The sequence below is a fragment of the Stenotrophomonas maltophilia genome (assembly GCF_006970445.1).
Lineage (GTDB): Bacteria > Pseudomonadota > Gammaproteobacteria > Xanthomonadales > Xanthomonadaceae > Stenotrophomonas > Stenotrophomonas maltophilia_AU.
Window position 1 is genome coordinate 1,752,950 of sequence record NZ_CP033877.1, and the last position, 17,735, is coordinate 1,770,684.

Consider the following 17,735-nt stretch of genomic DNA (forward strand, 5'->3'; position numbering starts at 1 on the left):
TGATGCGCACGCTGGCGCTGGGCCTGTTGCTGGCGCTGCCGTCGCTGTCGTTCGCGGCAGCCGAACCGAATACCCAGGTGCCGGCGGGTAGCCGCCACTACGCAGCGACGACGGTGCCGGACCGCATCGTCGCCTCGCCGGCGGTCGATCCCAGCCATGGGTTCGCCGTGGCCTGGCGCACCGATGGCAGCGTGCAGGCGCCGCTGCTGGAAATCGCGCTGGCCGCAGATTCGCCGGCCATTGAAGGCATCCGCCAGGTGCGTGCGACGACCCGCGCGCTGCAGACCGAGAACGGTCTGTCGCACCACCATCGAGCGGATATCGATGGCCTGCAGCCGGATACCCAGTACGTCTACCGTGTGCAGGGCAGTGGCAGCTGGAGCGCCTGGAACCAGCTGCGCACGCTGGCCAGCGCCGATCAGCCGCTGACCCTGCTGTACTTCGGCGATACCCAGAACAAGAACGTCAGCCATGTCAGCCGCGTGGTGCGTGCTGCACAGAAGGCTGCGCCGCAGGCGCGCATGAGTCTGTTTGCCGGTGACCTGGTCAGCGGTGGCGACAACATGGACGACAGCGAGTGGGGCGAGTGGTTCGCTGCGATCAGTTGGCTGGCGCAGGAAACGCTGGTGGCGCCGGCCATCGGCAACCACGAGTACTTCGAGGAATTCGAGGACACCCCGCAGGAGCGCCGCGTGCTGGGCCGGCACTGGCCGGTGACGTTCGCGCTGCCGGGCAATGGTGCCACCGCGGCGCGTCAGACCAGCTACTGGTTCGATGCGCAGGGCGTGCGCGTGGCCGTGGTCGATGGCACATCGGCACTCGACCTCGGCACCGCCAAAGCACAGGCACAGTGGCTGGACAAGGTGCTGACCGGCAATCGGCAGCCGTGGACCATCGTGCTGCTGCACCAGCCGTTCTACTCGCCGCGCGAAGGGCGCGAGAACGCCGCGTTGCGTGACGTGCTGCTGCCGGTGGTACGCCGCCACAACGTCGATCTGGTGCTGCAGGGCCACGATCACACCTATGGCCGCCGCGGCGAAGGGCAGGCCGCGACGCCGCAGTATGTGGTGACCGTGGCCGGACCGAAGCAGTACCGCCTTTCCGACGAAGCGCGCAGGACGATGGACCCGGTGGCCGAGGACACCCAGCTGTTCCAGGTGCTGAACATCGACCCGCAGCACCTGCGCTATGAAGCACGCACCGTGACCGGCCGTCTTTACGATGCCTTCGAACTGCGTCGTGATGCCAAGGGTGGAAAGCAGCGCACGGAGCTGACCGAAGGCCGCATTGCTCCGCGCGACTGCCCGCGGGCGCAGACCGCCAAGGGTCGCGCCGATCGCTGCTGGGAATGAAGAATCGCCTATGACCACGCCCCGCTGCATCGTTCCTCTCGCTGCCATCGGTGCCGCCCTGCTGTTGCTGGCCAGTGCGGTGACCGCTGCCGATACCGTGCTGCATCCGTTCCTGGTGGCCCAGCCGAAGCAGGCCCCACAGGAGGTGAATCTGGCGGTGGAGATTCCGGCCGGCAGCTTCACCAAGTACGAGATCAAGGAAGACGGTCTGGTGCATGTGGACCGCTTCCAGTCGATGCCGGTCGCCTATCCGGCCAACTACGGCTCGATGCCGCGCACCCTGGCTGGCGACAACGATCCGCTGGATGCACTGGTGCTGACCCGTGAGCCCCTGCATCCGGGTGTGATCGTGCGTTTCCGGCCGATCGGGTATCTGAAAATGATCGATGGCGGCGAGCACGACGAGAAGATCATCGGCGTGCCGACCGACAAGGTCGATCCGACCTATGCCAACGTCCGTGACCTGGCGGATCTGCCGGAGGTCGAGCGCCAGCGCATCGAGGCATTCTTCCGGGTCTACAAGGACCTGCCGGCCGGGCGCAACCCGGTGCAGCTCAACGGCTGGGGCAATGCTGCCGAGGCGCGCACGCTGATCATCGAAGCGATGAAGCGCTTCGAAAAGTAGATCCACGCCATGCGTGGATTCAGTCCAGCAACGTCTCGATGAACGACTCGGCCTGCATGCGGTCGCCCAGTACCCGGGCCACCGCCTGTACGGCTGCCTCCTGGTATTCAGGACGGATGCCGCCATCGTCATCGTCGTTGTAGAGGTCATCGCCGGCATCGAGGTACACCGTGCCTGCAGCAGCCAGAGCCGCCATCAAGGTCGGCACATCGGTAGTGATCTCGCCGGCATCCAGCAGGCCGCCACCGTGGTGGCTGAACAGCACACGGCCGTCGTCCAGGTCGAGGATGAACGGATCAGCGCCGCGATCGGCAATCACCAGCCAGTTCGATGGCCAGTCGTTGATCCGTTCGCCGCTGATGCCGTGCCATCGATAGCCGGCCTGCTGGCTCCACAGTCGTTGCAGTGGCGGTATCCAGACATCAAGGCCGGGAACGGTGATGCCGGCGCGGCCAACTCTGGCATTGATCTCTTCGCCCAGCGGCCCGACCTGCGCGTAGAAGCACGCCAGTGCCGGGGGCAGCGGGAACGGGCCCTGCCAGTCACGCTCGTGCTGGGCATGCAGCAGCCCGAAGCGGGCGAATGAGGCGTGCAGATCATCCATGTCAGAGCCCAACGGGTAGCGGCCGTGCAGCCTAGCAGATGGCGTCTGCGCGCATCTCCTTCACCGCCGCTGGCTATCATGTCCGCCTTCCACAACGAAGGCGGTGCATGTGTCGGTAGCGTTGGTATGGTTCCGCCGTGATCTGCGGCTGCAGGACAATCCGGCTCTGCAGGCCGCGCTGGACGCGGGTCACGATGTGGTGCCGGTCTACGTCCACGCGCCGCACGAGGAGGGCGAGTGGGTGCCTGGCGCGGCCTCCGATGCGTGGCGCCACCGTTCACTGGATGCACTGGACGCTGACCTGCGCGCGCGCGGCTCGTCGCTGGTACTGCGCAGCGGTGACAGCCTGTCGGCCCTCCAGTTGCTTATCGAGCAGACCGGTGCCGAGGCGGTGTACTGGAACCGCAAGTATGAGCCGGCCACCCAGCCTCGCGATGCCACCATCAAGCGCACGCTGCGTGAGCAGGGCATCGACGCGCAGAGCTGCAATGGCAGCCTGTTGTTCGAGCCCTGGGACATCGCGACACAGCAGGGTCAGCCGTACAAGGTGTTCACTCCGTACTGGCGCAACGTACTCAGTCATTGGCGCCTGCCGACGCTGAGTGCCGCGCCGAAGGCACTGACCGCGCACTCGGTCGACGGCCTCGCATTGGACGAGCTGCGGCTGGCGCCCACGTTGGACTGGGATGCCGGCTTCTGGGAGCACTGGCAGCCGGGCGAGGCCGGCGCGCTGGAGGCGTTGTCCGTGTTCGAGGACGGCGCGTTGCGCGGTTACCACGAGCAGCGTGATCTGCCGGACCGGGTCGGCACCTCGCGACTGTCGCCGCATCTGCATTTCGGCGAGATCGCGCCGTGGCGCATCGCGCATGCGCTGGAGAGGCTGCGTAGTGCCGGCACCGATGCCGACATCGACGGCTATCTGCGGCAACTGGGCTGGCGTGATTTCGCCTACCACCTGTTGCATCACTTCCCGAAGACGCCGACCGATAACCTCAATCCGCGTTTCGATCGGTTCCCTTGGGCCGCGCCCACTGCAGCGCAACTGCACGACTGGCAGCGTGGCAACACCGGCGTGCCGATCGTCGATGCCGGCCTGCGCGAGCTGTGGCATACCGGTTACATGCACAACCGGGTGCGGATGATTGTTGCCAGCTATCTGTGCAAGCACCTGCGCGCGCACTGGCTGCATGGCGCGCGCTGGTTCTGGGATACCCTGGTCGACGCCGACCTGGCCAACAACACGATGGGCTGGCAATGGGTGGCGGGAACCGGCGCCGATGCTGCGCCGTACTTCCGCGTGTTCAATCCGGTCACCCAGGCCGAGAAGTTCGACCCACAAGCCCGCTACATCAGCCGCTGGGTGCCCGAGCTGGCGGCGTTGCCGGTGAAGGCGCGCTTCGCACCGTGGCAGCATCCGCTGCTGCTGGCCGCGCATGCCCCGGGCTATCCGCGTACTCCGCTGGTGGACCTGGCCACCGGCCGCGATGCTGCACTGGCTGCCTACCGGCAGTCGGGAGCGGGGTAAAGTGCGGGCTGGGCGATTCGGTCAGTTAGCTGAACGCGGCCCTGTCGGCGTGCCCGATCATCATTCCGGCATCGCATCGGGCTGTTTATTCTCTTTGCGCCCGCAGGCCGCCGGCCAACCGGAAACCAAGGAGAACCTCATGATCCGCAACACCACCCGCAACGTCGCACTGGCCCTGATGAGTGCGGCCGTCCTGTCGGCCTGCGCCACCGGCGGCTCGTACGTACAGAGTGACCAGTACGGCAACCCGACCGAGCAGCAGAACCGCACCGGCCGCAACGCGCTGATCGGCACCGCGATTGGTGTGGCTGCTGGCCTGCTGACCGGCGACAGCGCCACCGAGCGTCGTCAGCACGCGCTGATCGGCGCCGGCATCGGTGCGCTCAGCGGCGCCGCGGTCGGCCAGTACCAGGATCGCCAGGAACGCGCACTGCGCGAGCGCACCGCCAACACCGGCATCGATGTTCAGCGCCAGGGCGACAACATCATGCTGAACCTGCCGGACGGCATCACCTTCGATTTCGGCAAGGCGACCCTGAAGCCGCAGTTCTACGGTTCGCTCAACGGCGTGGCAGGCACCCTGCGTGACTACAACCAGACCATGATCGAAGTGGTCGGCCACACCGACAGCATCGGCAGCGACGCGGTCAACAACCGCCTGTCGAAGGAGCGCGCCGACTCGGTCGCGCAGTACCTGATCGGCCAGGGCGTGCAGAGCGTGCGTATCGAAACGCTGGGCGCCGGCAAGTCGTACCCGATTGCGGACAACAGCACCGATGCCGGCCGCGCCAAGAACCGCCGCGTCGAGATCCGCGTGATTCCGCTCAAGCAGTAACGCGTAGCGTTACGGTTCCGGCGTAGCCGGAACGAAAATGCCGCCCTTGCAGGCGGCATTTTCTGTAGGTGCCGAGCGTTGCTCGGCACACCGATAGCGCTTCCGGTTGCGGCTTCTCCGAATGGCGCCGACCAAGGTCGGCATCTACCGGAAGCCAGGTAGCCGGAACGAAAATGCCGCCCTTGCAGGCGGCATTTTCTGTAGGTGCCGAGCTTGCTCGGCACGCCGACAGCGCTCCCGGTTGCGGCTTCTCCGAATGGCGCCGACCAAGGTCGGCATCTACCGGAAGCCAGGTAGCCGGAACGAAAATGCCGCCCTTGCAGGCGGCATTTTTGTGGGTGCCGAGCGTTGCTCGGCACGCCGTTAGCGCTCCCGGTGGCGGCTTTTCCGAACGGCGCCGACCAAGGTCGGCGCCGTTCGGAAAACCAAGTCGAGCAAGCTCGACTCCACAGAACCCGGTTACGCCGCCGACGCGGCAACCTTCTCCAGGATCCGCTTGCCGCTGCTTTCCAGCGCGGCGTCTTCCTTTTCCTTCTGCTGCTGCGCCAGCTTCGCGCCCGGGCACTGCGCCAGCATGTAGTTGGCGTCGAAGTTGAGCTTTTCGACCAGGAAGTCGACGAACGCCCGCACCTTCGGCGAGACCAGCCGGCCGCCGGCGAACACGGCATTGAAGTCCACTTCCGGGCCGGTCCAGCCGGCCAGCACGCGACGCACCATGCCCGACTCAACGAACGGCTTGGCCATCACGTCGCCGGTCAGCAGCAGGCCTTCGCCACAGACCAGTGCACCGTTCAGTGCGGACATGTCATTGGCGGTCATCAGCGGGGTGACCGGGAAGTCACGCAGCTCGCCGCCGTTCTCGCCCAGCTGCCAGGTGAAGCGCGGCGAATTACCGGTGTGATATGGCTTGCGCATCGCCAGGATGCGATGGAACTGCAGCTCTTCCGGATGCAGCGGCTCGCCATAGCGTTCGATGTAGGCCGGGCTGGCGAACACCTGCGTGCGCAGGCTGCCCAGCTTGCGCGCGACCAGGTTGGAATCGGGAAGGGCACCCACGCGCAGCGCCAGATCCGCTTCGCCGGCAATCAGGTCCAGCTTCTCGTTGCCCATGTGCATGTCCAGGCGGATCTCCGGATACTGCGCATGGAACTGGCCCAGCAGCGGGGCGATCCAGGTGATGCCGATCGAATAGGGAACGGTGAAGCGCAGCCAGCCGCGCGGGCCGGACTGCAACTGGCTCACCGCGCTTTCGGCTTCTTCAAGCTCGCGCGCGATGCGCTGGCAATGCTCGTGGTAGATCGAACCGGCTTCGGTCAGGCCGAGGCGGCGCGTGGTCCGGTGCAGCAGTCGCGCACCCAGGCGCGTTTCCAGCTCCTGCACTTTGCGGCTGACCGTGGTCTTGGGCAGGCCGAGCGATTTGGCAGCGGCAATGAAACTGCCTTGCTCGACCACTTTGACGAAGATCAGCGTCTCGTTGAGATCGTGGGACATGGTCGGGGATCCTGGACGTCGGGGATGGGACAATCGTGACAGAACGATTGGACCGGGAGCGGGATGATTATTCCCCTTAATCAGGACTAATCAAGTAAAGGTTTGAGGTCTATCGTGGCGCCATTCGTGAAATGGAGCCCCCTCGCCATGAGCCTGCGCAACATTCTTGCCCGCTTCCGGCATGCCGGCCAGAACGCCCTGGATCTGGCGATGACCGTCGAAGCCCGTCCGAGTTCCTTGGTACACAAGGACTTTCGTGAGTTTACCGCGCCCATGCGTCAGCAGCGTGGCGGTGCCATCCGCCTGGTCCCGCACAAGGGTGACCGGCTGCGCCGGATCGGGACTATCCCGGATTTGGGAGGAAATGTCCCGTGAATGGGATACTGACGCCCGAAGTCCTGGTTCTCGGCGGCACCGGTGCCGTCGGCCAGGGCGTGGTCGGCGCTTTGCTGGAAGCCGGCAGCCCGGTGCTGGTGGTTGGCCGCGATCCGGGCCGGCTGGCCGCGCTGCACGAGCAGTTCGCCGACGAGCCCGGCCTGGAGACGCTGCTGGGCTCGCTCAGCGACGACGGCTCGGCCCGCGCCTTGGCCGAACGCATCGCGCAGCGCCCGCGTCCGCTGGCGGCGGTGATCGCGGCGATGGGTGGCCCCTACCGTCGCGGCCGGGTGACCGACCGCAACGGCGATGAGCTGCTGGGTGCGATGCAGGCCGACCTGATGCCGCACGTGCACGCTGTGCGCCACCTGCTGCCGCTGCTGCAGGACAACGTGCATGCGCGCCGCTACGTGATGATCGGCAGCCCGGCCAACGCCAAGCCCTGGGCGGGCTACGGCGAGACCTCGATCACCACCGCCGCGCTGCGCATGTATGCACAGGTGGTGCACCAGGAAGCGCAGGCGCTGGGCGTGCGTGCACAGATGCTGGAAGTCTGCAGCCCGGTGTGCACCCCGGCCAACGCGGCCAACGCCTGCATCGAGTGGCCAAGCTCGTTGCTCGTCGGCCGTCGCGTGGTCTCGCTGCTGGATGGTTGCCGCGACAACCGCGCCATCGTCCGCTGCGACAGCAGCGATGCCGAACTGCCGCGCGGCCTGCTGCACCTGGATGTCCCTCCACTGTGGCGCGATACCGCAGGCGTCGCTTGACCTCGACCATGGTTGAGGTCGCAGTATGCGCCGCCGATTTTTGCAACACGTTCTCATATAGCTGTACCACCCCTCCGTACGGATGCATGCCATGACTTCCCCCAATACCACCCCACATCGTTTCGGCCATCGCATCGCGATGGTCGGCGTGTCGATCCTCGCCGCGGCCGTGCTTGCGGCCTGCAGCGGCGGCCATGCCGAAGAAGCCGGTGCACCGCCGCCGCCGCAGGTCAGCGCCGCGCCGGTGCTGGTCAAGCAGGTCAGCCAGTGGGACGAGTTCAGCGGCCGCGTCGAAGCGGTACAGAGCGTTGAACTGCGCCCGCGCGTGTCCGGCTACATCGACAAGGTCAACTATGTCGAAGGCCAGGAAGTGAAGAAGGGCGAAGTGCTCTTCACCATCGACGCACGCAGCTACCAGGCCGAGTACGATCGCGCCGCCGCCGAACTGGCCCGTGCCCGCACCCAGGCCACGCTGGCCCGCAGCGAGTCCGAGCGTGCCAAGCGGCTGTCCGAGCAGCAGGCGATCTCCACCGAGACCGCCGAGCAGCGTCGTGCGGCCGCCGACCAGTCCGGCGCCGCCGTGCAGGCCGCGCAGGCGGCACTGGATGCGGCCCGCCTCAACCTGGAGTTCACCAAGGTGCGTGCGCCGATCGATGGCCGGGCCGGCCGCGCGATGGTCACCGCCGGCAACCTGGTCACCGCCGGCGACAGCGCCAGCGTGCTGACCACGCTGGTCTCGCTGGATACCGTGTTCGTCTACTTCGATGCCGACGAAAGCACCTTCCTGCGCTACGCACAGATGGCACGCAAGGGCGAGCGCCCGAGCGAGCGTGACAGCGAACTGCCGGTGAAGGTCGGCCTGTCCGGCGAAGAGGGCTACCCGCATGCGGGCAAGGTCGACTTCCTCGACAACCAGGTGGCCCGCAGCACCGGCACCATCCGCGTCCGCGCGCTGCTGGACAACGCCGACCGCCAGTTCACGCCGGGCCTGTTCGCCCGTGTGCAGCTGCTCGGCAGCGGCCAGTTCCAGGCGCTGCTGATCGACGACAAGGCCGTGCTGACCGACCAGGACCGCAAGTACGTGTACGTGGTCGACAAGGATGGCAAGGCCCAGCGCCGTGACATCCAGCTCGGCCGCACCGCCGACGGCCTGCGCATTGTCGAGCACGGCCTGGCCGCCGGCGACAAGGTGATCATCGACGGCGTGCAGAAGGTCTTCATGCCGGGCATGCCGGTGCAGGCCAAGGCCGTGGCGATGCAGCCGCAGGCTGCGCCGCCGGCACCGGGCCGTGATGCGACTGCCGCACTGAACCACTGATCCGCGTCCCCGCTTAGCTGCCGGCGCCAGCGGCAGCCTTCCCTGCCTTCGTCATCTCGGCGATGGGCAGGGTGGCTGTTGCCCGCCGAATGCCTTTCCCAGGAATTCCTCCATGGACTTTTCCCGTTTCTTCATCGACAGGCCGATCTTCGCGGCGGTGCTGTCGATCGTGATCTTCGCCGCAGGCCTGATCACGATTCCAATCCTGCCGATCAGCGAGTACCCCGAAGTGGTGCCGCCGTCGGTGGTCGTGCGTACGGTGTATCCGGGCGCCAACCCCAAGGTCATTGCCGAGACCGTTGCCACGCCGCTTGAAGAGGCGATCAACGGCGTCGAAGGCATGATGTACCTGAAGTCGGTTGCCGGCTCGGACGGCGTGCTGCAGATGACCGTCACCTTCCGCCCGGGTACCGATCCGGACGCGGCGGCGGTGAAGGTGCAGAACCGCGTGGCGCAGGCGCAGGCGCGCCTGCCCGAGGACGTGCGCCGGCAGGGCGTGACTACGCAGAAGCAGTCGCCGACCTTCCTGATGGTGGTGCACCTGACCTCGCCGCAAGGCAAGTACGACACCCTTTACCTGCGCAACTACGCCCGCCTGCACGTCAAGGATGCGCTGGCGCGTATTCCGGGCGTGGGTGACGCGCAGATCTTCGGTGGCGGCGACTACGCCATGCGCGCCTGGCTGGACCCGGACAAGGTGGCTTCGCGCGGCCTGACCGCCAGCGACGTGGTGCGTGCCATGCGCGAGCAGAACGTGCAGGTTTCGGCCGGCCAGCTCGGCGCCGAACCGTTGCCGAACAGCCAGTTCCTGACCCTGATCAACGCCCAGGGCCGCCTGAAGACCGAAAAGGAATTCGGCGACATCGTGCTCAAAAGCGGCACCGATGGCGAGATCGTGCGCCTGGCCGACGTGGCCCGCCTGGAACTGGGTGCCGGCGACTACACCCTGCGCTCGCAGCTGGATGGCAAGAACGCGGTCGGTATCGGTATCTTCCAGTCGCCGGGTGCCAATGCACTGGAGATCCGTGACCAGGTCATCTCGACGATGGACGAGATGCAGAAGACCATGCCGGCCGACGTCAAGTACGAAGCGGTGTATGACACCACCATCTTCGTGCGCGATTCGATCAAGGCCGTGGTCTCCACGCTGCTGGAAGCGATCGCCCTGGTGGTGCTGGTGGTGATCCTGTTCCTGCAGACCTGGCGTGCGTCGATCATTCCGTTGATCGCGGTGCCGGTGTCGGTGGTGGGTACCTTCGCCGCGCTGTACCTGCTGGGCTTCTCGATCAACACGCTGAGCCTGTTCGGCCTGGTGCTGGCGATCGGCATCGTGGTCGACGACGCGATCGTGGTGGTGGAGAACGTCGAACGCAACATCGAGGAAGGATTGTCCCCCACCGCAGCGGCCCACCAGGCCATGCGCGAGGTCTCCGGCCCGATCGTGGCGATTGCGCTGGTGCTGTGTGCCGTGTTCGTGCCGATGGCCTTCCTGTCCGGCGTTACCGGCCAGTTCTACAAGCAGTTCGCAGTCACCATCGCCATTTCCACGGTGATCTCGGCGATCAACTCGCTGACCCTGTCGCCGGCCCTGGCCGCGCGCCTGCTGAAGGCCCATGGTGCGCCGAAGGATGCGCCGAGCCGTCTGATCGACCGCCTGTTCGGCTGGGTGTTCCGTCCGTTCAACCGCTTCTTCAAGTCCAGCTCGGAGAAGTACGAGCGTGGCGTGGCCCGCATCCTCGGCCGTCGTGGCGCGGTGTTCGTGGTCTACGCGATCCTGCTGGTCGGTACTGGCGTGATCTTCAAGCTGGTGCCGCCGGGCTTCATCCCGACCCAGGACAAGCTGTACCTGATCGCCGGTGTGAAGCTGCCGGAAGGTTCGTCGATCGCGCGCACCGATGAAATGCTGCGCAAGGTCGCCAAGATCGCCCAGGAAACCGATGGCGTGGCCCACACCATCTCGTTCCCGGGTTTGAACGCGCTGCAGTTCACCAACACGCCGAACACCGGTGTGGCGTTCATTCCGCTCAAGCCGTTCGCCGAGCGCCATGGCCGCACCGCCGCGCAGATCAATGCCGAGATCAACCAGAAGATTGCCGGACTGCAGGAAGGCTTTGCCTTCGCGATGATGCCGCCGCCGATCCTCGGCCTGGGCAACGGCAACGGCTACCAGATGTTCATCGAGGACCGTGGCAACCTGGGTTACGGCGCGCTGCAGAATGCGGTGCAGGCGATGCAGGGCACCGTTGCGCAGACGCCGGGCATGGCCTTCCCGATTTCCAGCTACCAGGCCAATGTGCCGCAGCTGGATGCCGAGGTCGACCGCGTCAAGGCCAAGGCACAGGGCGTGCAGCTCACCGAACTGTTCGACACGCTGCAGACCTACCTGGGTTCGGCCTACGTCAACGACTTCAACCAGTTCGGCCGTACCTGGCAGGTGATCGCCCAGGCCGATGGTCCGTACCGCGAGACGGTCGAGGACATCGGCAAGCTGCGTACCCGCAACGACCGCGGCGAGATGGTGCCGATTGGTTCGATGGTCACCATCAAGCAGACCTTCGGCCCGGACCCGGTGCTGCGCTTCAATGGCTACCCGGCAGCGGACCTGGCCGGTGAAGCCGACCCGCGCCTGCTGTCCTCGGCCGAGGCGATGAACAAGCTGACCGAGATCGCCGGCAAGGTGCTGCCGGTGGGCATGACCACCGAATGGACCGACCTGAGCTATCAGCAGGCGACCCAGGGCAAGGCGGCCTTCATCGTCTTCCCGGTGGCGATCATGCTGGCGTTCCTGGTGCTGGCCGCGCTGTACGAGAGCTGGTCGCTGCCGCTGGCGGTGATCCTGATCGTGCCGATGACCCTGCTGTCCGCACTGTTCGGCGTGTGGCTGACCGGTGGCGACAACAACGTGTTCGTGCAGGTCGGCCTGGTGGTGCTGATGGGCCTGGCGTGCAAGAACGCGATCCTGATCGTCGAATTCGCCAGAGAGCTGGAGATGGGCGGCAAGGGCATCGTTGAAGCCGCGCTGGAAGCCTGCCGCCTGCGTCTGCGCCCGATCGTGATGACCTCCATCGCCTTCATCGCCGGCACCGTGCCGCTGGTGCTGTCGCACGGTGCAGGCGCCGAGGTGCGCTCGGTGACCGGTATCACCGTGTTCGCCGGCATGCTGGGCGTGACCCTGTTCGGCCTGTTCCTCACGCCGGTGTTCTACGTGGCCCTGCGCAAGTTCGTCACCCGCAACGGTGGTGGCCAGCTGGTGCAGCACGGCGAGCCGACCATCCACCACTGACATGGAACCCCGTCGTCGCCGGTCATTGGCCGGCGGCGGCTTTCCCCTCACAAGGCATGCATCCATGAATTCCCATCAGAACAAGATCGCGCTGGTCACCGGCGCCACCCGTGGCATCGGCGCGGAGACCGTGCGCCAGCTGGCCCAGGCCGGTGTGCACACGCTGCTGGCTGGCCGCAAGCGCGAGACCGCCGTGGAGCAGGCGCTGAAGCTGCAGGCCGAGGGCCTGCCGGTGGAAGCGCTGCAGCTGGACGTCACCGACGGCGCCAGCATCGCCGACGCCGTGCAGCAGGTGCGCGAACGCCACGGCCGCCTCGACATCCTGGTCAACAACGCCGGCGTGCTGCTGGAAAACCCGGCGCAGCTGCCTTCGGAGCAGTCGCTGGATACCTGGCGCCGCACCTTCGACACCAACGTCTATGCACTGGTCGCGGTGACCCAGGCGTTCCTGCCGCTGCTGCAGCAGGCCAAGGCCGGACGCATCGTCAACGTTTCCAGCATCCTCGGTTCGCAGACCCTGCACGCCGATCCGGCATCGGGCATCTACGATTTCAAGATCCCGGCCTACAACGCCTCCAAGGCGGCGGTGAACAGCTGGACGCTGGCCCTGGCACACGAACTGCGCAGCTCGCAGATCAAGGTCAACACCGTGCATCCGGGCTACGTGAAGACCGACATGAACGGTGGCCAGGGCGAAATCGAAATCGCCGAAGGCGCGCGTTCCAGCGTGCAGATGGCACTGATCGGCCATGAAGGCCCGAACGGCAGCTTCACCTACCTGGGCGAGGTGCTGCCATGGTGATCCGCACGTTGGCGATGGCCGTCTCCAGCCTGGTGCTGGCAGGCTGTGTCAGCGTCGGCCCGAACTACAAGGCCCCGGCGCAGGAGCCGGTGGTCCTGCAGAGCGCACAGCAGCCGGTGTTCAGTACCGTCTCGCCGGTGGCCAGCTGGTGGGCGCAGTTCGATGATCCGGTGCTGGAACAGCTGGTGCACGGCGCACTGTCGGACAACCTGGATCTTCGCGTGGCCGTGGCCCGCGTCAGCCAGGCCCGCGCGGTGTTCGTCGAAAGCCGCTTCGACCAGGCGCCGCACATCACCGCGGGCGGCAGCTACGACCGCCGCAAGCAACCCGATCCGCAGCTGGGTGGGCAGCGGGTGTTCAGTGAAAGCTACCAGCTCGGCTTCGACGCCGGCTGGGAGCTGGATCTGTTCGGCCGCAAGCGCCGTGCTGCTGAAGCCGCGCGTGCCGACCTCGGTGCCGAGCAGGCCAACCTGGCCGACGCGCAGGTACTGGTCGCCGCTGAAGTGGCACGCAACTACTTCGAGCTGCGGGGTACGCAGAAGCGCATCGCGGTGGCCCAGCACACGCTGGAAAACCTGCGCGATACGCAGAAGCTGACCGAGGCGCGCTGGGAACTGGGCGCAGGCAGCGAGCTGGATGTGCAGAGCAGCCGTGCCCGCCTGAAGGCGATCGAGGCTGACATCCCATTGCTGGAAGTGTCCGAGGCGCAGTCGCGCAACCGGCTGGCCGTGCTGCTGGGCCAGCGCCCGGAAGTGCTGACCGACATGCTCGCACCGCATGACGTACCAGCCTTCGCCAAGGCGCTGCCGCTGGGCGATACCCGCGAACTGCTGCGCCAGCGCGCCGACGTGCGCGTGGCCGAGCGTCGCCTGGCCGCCGCGACCGCACGCGTGGGCGTGGCCACCGCGGACCTGTTCCCGCGGCTGTCGCTGTCCGGCTTCGTCGGCTTCCTTGGCGGCGATGCCAGTGGCCTGGTCAATGGCAACAACAAGGCCTGGTCGCTGACCCCGTCGCTGAGCTGGGCGGCATTCGACTTCGGTACCGTGCGTGCACGCCTGCGTGCCAGCAAGGCTGAGGCCGAAGGTGTGGCAGCACAGTATGAGCAGGCCGTGCTGCTGGCCCTGGAAGACACCGAGAACGCGCTGACCCGCTATTCCAAGCAGCAGGCACGGTTGGCGATCGTGGTCGAGCAGGCGCAGGCGGCACGGCGTGCCGAATCGCTGGCGCAGATCCGCTATCGCGAGGGCTCGGAAGACTTCCTGACCCTGCTGGATGCGCAGCGCACGCAGCTGGCCGCCGATGATGCGTTGGCAGCGGCTGAGTCCGAAGTCAATGTCAGCGTGGTGGGCGTGTACAAGGCGCTGGGTGGCTGGGGGCAATCACCGCAGCAACCGAGCGTGGCGCAGGTGCAGTAACCACAGCAGGGGACGGAGGCCATGGCGTCCGTCCCCTTCTGCTTTCAAGGCCAGTGGTTGGCCGGGGTACCACGCTCGCGCATGCGCACGACGCAGAAGCGGTGTCCACTGGGTGCCTCCATCACCCACCAGCGTTTGACGAAGCCGATGCGGCGCGCCCCCAGCTTCTCGAGGCGATCCGCCTCGGCATCAATGTCGTCGCTCTCGATATCCAGGTGCACCCGTGACGGGTGCTCGACACGCTGGACTTCCACGTTCAGGCCTGCAGGTGCGCCCAGCAGGTCGGCATATTCGGCGCCCCCTTCGACGCGCGCCGGTTGCGCCTGCAGCCCAAGTGCGGCGGCCCAGAAGCGGGCACCTTCGTCGGCCGGAAGGTCCTGGCAGTCGATGATGAATCCAGCCAGTCGGCTCTGGTGTGCCATGTCCTGCTCCGCAGTTCGGGGGTACGAGGCAGGGTAGCGCGGTGCGGTCTGCGTACCCCTTCACGTTCGTGACGTTTCTGACTCTGCCGAAACGGGAGCCCGCCGTGTAACTAGTGGGTCAGGTACTTGCGAGGACAGGCGATGGCGGACGGAAGGCGGGATACCCAACGGATGTTGTTCGGCGATCCGGGCCCACCAGGTGCGGGGCTGTCGGTGGCGGTCGTGGTGCTGCTGGTGCTGGCGACGATGGCCGCCGCGGTCGGTTTCCTGCGCCTGCAGGATTCGATGCTGGGGCTGGGCCTGATCGGCGTCGCCGTGTTCCTGGCAATCGGGGCCCGCATCTGCCAGGCGCGCGATCAGCACCAGGCGCTGTATCGCCTGCTGTCGCGGCAGCCGCCGCTGTAGCCGCGGCTGCCGTGAGGAGTCAGTGCTTCGGCCAGTCCAGTTCGACCACCAGCGGGAAATGATCCGATGGCAGCACGCCATCGATGCGGCGGTCATCGGTCAGGAAGCTGCGCGCATGGAAACCGCGCACCAGCACCCAGTCCAGCTGCACGGTGGCTTTGCCGGTGAAATCATGGAAGGTCAGTCGCGGGCCCTGCGGTGTTTTCACCTGGGTCCGGGTGTCGTGCAGCACGCGGGTGAATGCCTTGTAGGTATCGCCCCCGGGCTCGCTGTTGAAGTCTCCGGTCAGCACCACCGGCAGATCGGCCGGCACGCTGGCCAGGCGCTTGCCGATCAGCTCGGCACCCTTTACCCGACGTGGCTCGTCCTCGTCGCGGTAGGGCAGGTGGGTATCCATGAAATAGAAGCGGCGGCCGTCGTCGATGCGGCGGAACAGCGCCCAGGTGACCATGCGCGGATACAGGTTGCCCCAGGTGATGCTGCCGGGCACATCAGGCGTGTCGGACAGCCAGAAGTTGCCTGATTCCTCGATCGCCAGCACCTTGCTGTCGTAGAACACACCCATGTGCTCGTCGCTGCTGCCGCCGCGGCGGCCCTCGCCGAACCAGCGGTAGCCGGGGAGGTGTCCGGCCAGGTACTCGGCCTGCTCCTGCACCAGCTCCTGGGTGCCGATCACTGCCGGGTGCGCGTCGAGGATCACCTTCACCATCGCATCGCGACGGTCGGGCCAGCGCTTGCCGGGTTCGGTATCGGCCGGGGTGCGCACATTGAACGACATCACCTTCAACGGTGCGGGGGCTGCGGCCCAGGCGCTGGTCACAGGCAGGGCAAGCGCCAGCAGTGCAGAAAGCGCGGGGCGACGAAAACACGACAACATCGTGGAATCCCTCCATTCCATGAAAACGGTTTCATGGAGCATCGCACGGAATGCCTGTTCATGGCTGTGCGTGCGCTGGCGGTATCCGCCGGTCGCCGCGGCGTATTCAGCAGGGCCTTGACAGCGTATTGACCCGCCGGCCCGGGCCTGCGTGCTAGAACGGCGTTGCCGGCCACTGAACCCGGCACCGCAGCAACAACCCTCAACGGAACCACAAGGAGCTGTGCCATGACACGATTGATTCGCGCCCTGCAGGTGTCGCTGAACCTGCGTTTGGACAATTCCACGCAGTGCATCCGTTCCAAGTATCGCTACTGGAATATCTTCTGACCGGAAGGACTCCAGTATTCGATGACATCGCCAGGGAAGGTCGATGATCTTCCCTGGCATCGGAGACAGGGCATGGATGAGCGTGCAGCGGATGCGGAAGTGGTTTCCATCGACGACCTGCTCGAACGCGTGCGTCGCGAAGGGCCGGTACTGCGCTTCAACAATGATGTTGTCGGCATCTTTGATCCGGCCCTGGCGGTCAGGATCGACAAGGCCAACACCGACCAGCACACCGTACCGGATTCACTGATTGATTTTCTTGGGCTGCGCAGCGCCAGGGATCCCGTCGCATGGCGCGAGGTGCGGGCACTGCTGAGCGAGCAGGCCGGGCGGCTGGCCAGTGCCGGGCATATGCGCGACCTCTACACGCGCATGCACGGCTTCCTGGCCCAGCGTGCGGATCGGCCGCATGACCTCAGCGAACTGAGCTGGTGGACGATCTCGCAGTCGCTGTTGCCGCTGCTGATCGATGGCCTGAGCCGTGCCGACGTCGATGCCCTCATCGGCGAACAGAAGACCCGATACAACGCCATCGTGCTGCAGAACTTCTCGTTCTGGCGGCGGATCATCGATTTCCATCTTTCCCGCCGCGCGGCCCGCACGGTGTCACGGCACATCCGCCGCCGTGCGCGCGAGACCATGCCGCGCGAGGACTTCCTGCAATCCCTGCTTCCGCTGGTGGAACGGGTCGGGGTGGATCGTGTGGCCTATCTGGTGTCGATGGTGCTGGCCGGTATGTCAGGCCTGCCTGGCATCACTGCGGCCAGCCTGCTGTACGCGATGCACCGTTTTCCGCACTGGCACGCCCGCATCCGTGAGGAAACCTCGGCGCTGAGCCTGGAGCAGCTGTACGCGCTGCCGATCAAGTCGTTGCCGTGCACGTCGCGCTTCGTCAAGGAAACCCTGCGGCTGTGGCCGGGACTGTTCGCCCTGCATCGTCCGGCCTCGCACGATATCGATATCGAGGGCGTGTGCATCCGCAAGGGCGGGGCGTACGAGTTGTCGTCCTACTTCCAGCATCATTCGCCGGAGTACTGGCAGAACCCGGACAGCTTTGATCCTGATCGCTGGTTGCCCGAGCGACGCCAGGCCAACAAGGGCGCGTACGTGCCCTTCGGATTCTCCTCGCGGGCCTGCATCGGCAGTGCGGTCGGCCATGCGCAGTTGCTCTTGTTCTGTGCGCTGGTGACCCGCGATTTCGAGTTGACGGTACAGGCTGATCCAGCACCGTGGATGCAGCTGGAAGGTTTTGCCATTCCGGTCGACTTCATCGGTACGTTGACGCCGCGGCGCAGCTGACAGTGACCGC

Annotated in this window: 16 protein-coding genes; 12 read left to right on the forward strand and 4 right to left on the reverse strand. The window is 66.2% G+C overall.

Features of this window, described 5'->3' with window-relative positions; genetic code table 11:
- Positions 1–2 precede the first annotated feature (2 nt).
- Both EGM71_RS08145 and EGM71_RS08150 read left to right on the forward strand, forming a co-directional pair.
- The gene (locus tag EGM71_RS08145; protein ID WP_430544082.1) at positions 3–1,352 is read left to right on the forward strand and encodes a metallophosphoesterase; all 1,350 of its coding nucleotides are present in this window, start codon (positions 3–5) and stop codon (positions 1,350–1,352) included.
- A gap of 10 nt (positions 1,353–1,362) precedes the next feature.
- Entirely contained in the window at positions 1,363–1,977 is a 615-nt protein-coding gene (locus EGM71_RS08150) for an inorganic diphosphatase (protein WP_188489028.1), read from the forward strand.
- A 19-nt stretch (positions 1,978–1,996) separates the two neighbouring features.
- Here the strand turns inward: EGM71_RS08150 and EGM71_RS08155 are convergent, their stop codons facing one another.
- On the reverse strand, positions 1,997–2,581 hold the full coding sequence (locus EGM71_RS08155; RefSeq protein WP_188489030.1) for an SMI1/KNR4 family protein: 585 nt from the start codon (positions 2,579–2,581) through the stop codon (positions 1,997–1,999).
- A gap of 109 nt (positions 2,582–2,690) precedes the next feature.
- Between EGM71_RS08155 and EGM71_RS08160 the strand changes: the two genes are divergently transcribed.
- Complete coding sequence (locus EGM71_RS08160; protein WP_188489032.1) at positions 2,691–4,106, forward strand: cryptochrome/photolyase family protein; 1,416 nt, start codon at positions 2,691–2,693, stop codon at positions 4,104–4,106.
- A 139-nt stretch (positions 4,107–4,245) separates the two neighbouring features.
- Positions 4,246–4,941 carry an OmpA family lipoprotein gene (locus EGM71_RS08165; RefSeq protein ID WP_008267948.1) on the forward strand — a complete coding sequence of 232 codons (696 nt, stop codon included), beginning with the start codon at positions 4,246–4,248 and terminating at the stop codon, positions 4,939–4,941.
- 459 nt (positions 4,942–5,400) lie between these two features.
- Here the strand turns inward: EGM71_RS08165 and EGM71_RS08170 are convergent, their stop codons facing one another.
- Positions 5,401–6,432: a LysR family transcriptional regulator gene (locus EGM71_RS08170; RefSeq protein ID WP_005409107.1), complete on the reverse strand. Its 1,032-nt coding sequence runs from the start codon at positions 6,430–6,432 to the stop codon at positions 5,401–5,403.
- A gap of 147 nt (positions 6,433–6,579) precedes the next feature.
- On the opposite strand from EGM71_RS08170, the gene EGM71_RS08175 reads away from it, so the two are divergent.
- From EGM71_RS08175 to EGM71_RS08200, 6 genes are all read left to right on the forward strand, one after another.
- Positions 6,580–6,807 carry a hypothetical protein gene (locus EGM71_RS08175; RefSeq protein WP_188489034.1) on the forward strand — a complete coding sequence of 76 codons (228 nt, stop codon included), beginning with the start codon at positions 6,580–6,582 and terminating at the stop codon, positions 6,805–6,807.
- The gene (locus EGM71_RS08180) at positions 6,804–7,574 is read left to right on the forward strand and encodes an SDR family NAD(P)-dependent oxidoreductase (protein WP_188489036.1); all 771 of its coding nucleotides are present in this window, start codon (positions 6,804–6,806) and stop codon (positions 7,572–7,574) included. The genes EGM71_RS08175 and EGM71_RS08180 overlap by 4 nt, the downstream gene beginning before the upstream one ends.
- A gap of 91 nt (positions 7,575–7,665) precedes the next feature.
- Complete coding sequence (locus tag EGM71_RS08185) at positions 7,666–8,892, forward strand: efflux RND transporter periplasmic adaptor subunit (RefSeq protein ID WP_188489038.1); 1,227 nt, start codon at positions 7,666–7,668, stop codon at positions 8,890–8,892.
- A gap of 112 nt (positions 8,893–9,004) precedes the next feature.
- A complete protein-coding gene (locus EGM71_RS08190) occupies positions 9,005–12,175 on the forward strand; it encodes an efflux RND transporter permease subunit (RefSeq protein ID WP_182267612.1) in 3,171 nt (1,056 codons plus the stop codon).
- 64 nt (positions 12,176–12,239) lie between these two features.
- Positions 12,240–12,977, forward strand: a complete 738-nt coding sequence (locus tag EGM71_RS08195; RefSeq protein WP_188489040.1) for an SDR family oxidoreductase — start codon at positions 12,240–12,242, stop codon at positions 12,975–12,977.
- Positions 12,971–14,392: an efflux transporter outer membrane subunit gene (locus tag EGM71_RS08200; protein WP_188489042.1), complete on the forward strand. Its 1,422-nt coding sequence runs from the start codon at positions 12,971–12,973 to the stop codon at positions 14,390–14,392. The genes EGM71_RS08195 and EGM71_RS08200 overlap by 7 nt, the downstream gene beginning before the upstream one ends.
- Positions 14,393–14,436: 44 nt before the next feature.
- On the opposite strand, the gene EGM71_RS08205 is transcribed toward EGM71_RS08200, so the two are convergent.
- Positions 14,437–14,814: a VOC family protein gene (locus tag EGM71_RS08205; RefSeq protein ID WP_188489044.1), complete on the reverse strand. Its 378-nt coding sequence runs from the start codon at positions 14,812–14,814 to the stop codon at positions 14,437–14,439.
- Positions 14,815–14,955: 141 nt separating this feature from the next.
- Between EGM71_RS08205 and EGM71_RS08210 the strand changes: the two genes are divergently transcribed.
- On the forward strand, positions 14,956–15,219 hold the full coding sequence (locus EGM71_RS08210) for a hypothetical protein (protein WP_049414598.1): 264 nt from the start codon (positions 14,956–14,958) through the stop codon (positions 15,217–15,219).
- A 19-nt stretch (positions 15,220–15,238) separates the two neighbouring features.
- On the opposite strand, the gene EGM71_RS08215 is transcribed toward EGM71_RS08210, so the two are convergent.
- Positions 15,239–16,096: an endonuclease/exonuclease/phosphatase family protein gene (locus EGM71_RS08215; RefSeq protein ID WP_188489046.1), complete on the reverse strand. Its 858-nt coding sequence runs from the start codon at positions 16,094–16,096 to the stop codon at positions 15,239–15,241.
- A gap of 402 nt (positions 16,097–16,498) precedes the next feature.
- On the opposite strand from EGM71_RS08215, the gene EGM71_RS08220 reads away from it, so the two are divergent.
- Positions 16,499–17,725 carry a cytochrome P450 gene (locus EGM71_RS08220; RefSeq protein ID WP_188489048.1) on the forward strand — a complete coding sequence of 409 codons (1,227 nt, stop codon included), beginning with the start codon at positions 16,499–16,501 and terminating at the stop codon, positions 17,723–17,725.
- Positions 17,726–17,735: the final 10 nt, after the last annotated feature.

Excerpts from the sequence above, each read along its gene's own strand:
- EGM71_RS08145 (WP_430544082.1), top strand. The coding sequence starts at position 3 with ATGCGCACGCTGGCGCTGGGCCTGTTGCTGGCGCTGCCGTCGCTGTCG.
- EGM71_RS08150 (WP_188489028.1), top strand. The coding sequence starts at position 1,363 with ATGACCACGCCCCGCTGCATCGTTCCTCTCGCTGCCATCGGTGCCGCC.
- EGM71_RS08155 (WP_188489030.1), bottom strand. The coding sequence starts at position 2,581 with ATGGATGATCTGCACGCCTCATTCGCCCGCTTCGGGCTGCTGCATGCC.
- EGM71_RS08165 (WP_008267948.1), top strand. The coding sequence starts at position 4,246 with ATGATCCGCAACACCACCCGCAACGTCGCACTGGCCCTGATGAGTGCG.
- EGM71_RS08170 (WP_005409107.1), bottom strand. The coding sequence starts at position 6,432 with ATGTCCCACGATCTCAACGAGACGCTGATCTTCGTCAAAGTGGTCGAG.
- EGM71_RS08175 (WP_188489034.1), top strand. The coding sequence starts at position 6,580 with ATGAGCCTGCGCAACATTCTTGCCCGCTTCCGGCATGCCGGCCAGAAC.
- EGM71_RS08185 (WP_188489038.1), top strand. The coding sequence starts at position 7,666 with ATGACTTCCCCCAATACCACCCCACATCGTTTCGGCCATCGCATCGCG.
- EGM71_RS08190 (WP_182267612.1), top strand. The coding sequence starts at position 9,005 with ATGGACTTTTCCCGTTTCTTCATCGACAGGCCGATCTTCGCGGCGGTG.
- EGM71_RS08195 (WP_188489040.1), top strand. The coding sequence starts at position 12,240 with ATGAATTCCCATCAGAACAAGATCGCGCTGGTCACCGGCGCCACCCGT.
- EGM71_RS08200 (WP_188489042.1), top strand. The coding sequence starts at position 12,971 with ATGGTGATCCGCACGTTGGCGATGGCCGTCTCCAGCCTGGTGCTGGCA.
- EGM71_RS08205 (WP_188489044.1), bottom strand. The coding sequence starts at position 14,814 with ATGGCACACCAGAGCCGACTGGCTGGATTCATCATCGACTGCCAGGAC.
- EGM71_RS08210 (WP_049414598.1), top strand. The coding sequence starts at position 14,956 with ATGGCGGACGGAAGGCGGGATACCCAACGGATGTTGTTCGGCGATCCG.
- EGM71_RS08215 (WP_188489046.1), bottom strand. The coding sequence starts at position 16,096 with ATGTTGTCGTGTTTTCGTCGCCCCGCGCTTTCTGCACTGCTGGCGCTT.
- EGM71_RS08220 (WP_188489048.1), top strand. The coding sequence starts at position 16,499 with ATGGATGAGCGTGCAGCGGATGCGGAAGTGGTTTCCATCGACGACCTG.